The 893-nt window shown below is 54.2% G+C and carries 1 protein-coding gene; it reads right to left on the bottom strand.

The features are described from left to right. Positions 1-893 (bottom strand): hypothetical protein (locus ACO0LH_RS28465; protein WP_422944523.1); only part of this gene is annotated, 893 nt, incomplete at both ends.

Here is an 893-nt window from a genome sequence, read left to right as displayed (position 1 = left end):
GCAACAGCAGTTGCTGTGGATTGTGTATTGAGGTTCACACCGTTTTCAACAACGTTGTACGTACCGGCAACATAGTTACCCAGCAGGACAACGCGGTCAGCACCAGCGCCCAGTTGGACGAAGTTCGCACCACGGCCCAGTGTCACGTCCAGTGCAGATTGTGCTGTCAAGGCACCTGCATCGATCGATACACCAACTGTCGCGTTAGCCACGTTGACGTTGTCAATCGCACGGATTGTCAGACGTTCTACGTGGGTTGTTGTGTTGGCAGCTTGATAGCTGTCGACCAGCGCATCAACGATGGTGTCATTCAACTGGATTTGGGACACTTGGGTCACTGCTGTGTCGTTGGTCAGTTCGATGTTACCGATGTTTTTGATGCCGTTGAAGTCACCGATGGCTGCATTGGTTGCATTGCGCAGTTCGATGACGTCGTCGTTCTTCTGGCTGTTGTTGGTGGTGTTGTTGTCAACCGCACCGCCGTCAATGGCGTGGGAGCCGTTGAAGTTGGCATCAGAGAAGATGATACGGTCAGCTGTACGTGTAGCACCTTCTTCGCCGTTGTAGCTGAAGCGGCTTGTAGCGCTCAGTGTACGTGCGTCGATGACAACAGCGCTTTCTTGTGCTGTACCTGCTGTGTCAGCAGTGTTGGCTGCATCATTGGCGGTGTCGTTGTCGTTGACGATGGCCAGAACGCCTGCGTTGTTGTTGGCAGCGATCAGGGAATCTGTCAATGTCAGACGGTAGTTACCAGCACCAGCAACACCAGCATTGTTGGATGTACCCACCAGGCGGATGGTTTCGAAACCAGAGACGTTGGTCCATTCAGAAGCACCCAGGGCGATGGTGTCGCCCAGGCTGGCGCCTGTCAGGTCACCGTCGATGACCAGTGT

It is taken from the genome of Undibacterium sp. TJN19, from assembly GCF_049339485.1.
Classification (GTDB): Bacteria; Pseudomonadota; Gammaproteobacteria; order Burkholderiales; family Burkholderiaceae_D; genus Undibacterium.
This window is presented reverse-complemented; position numbering and strand designations above follow the sequence as displayed.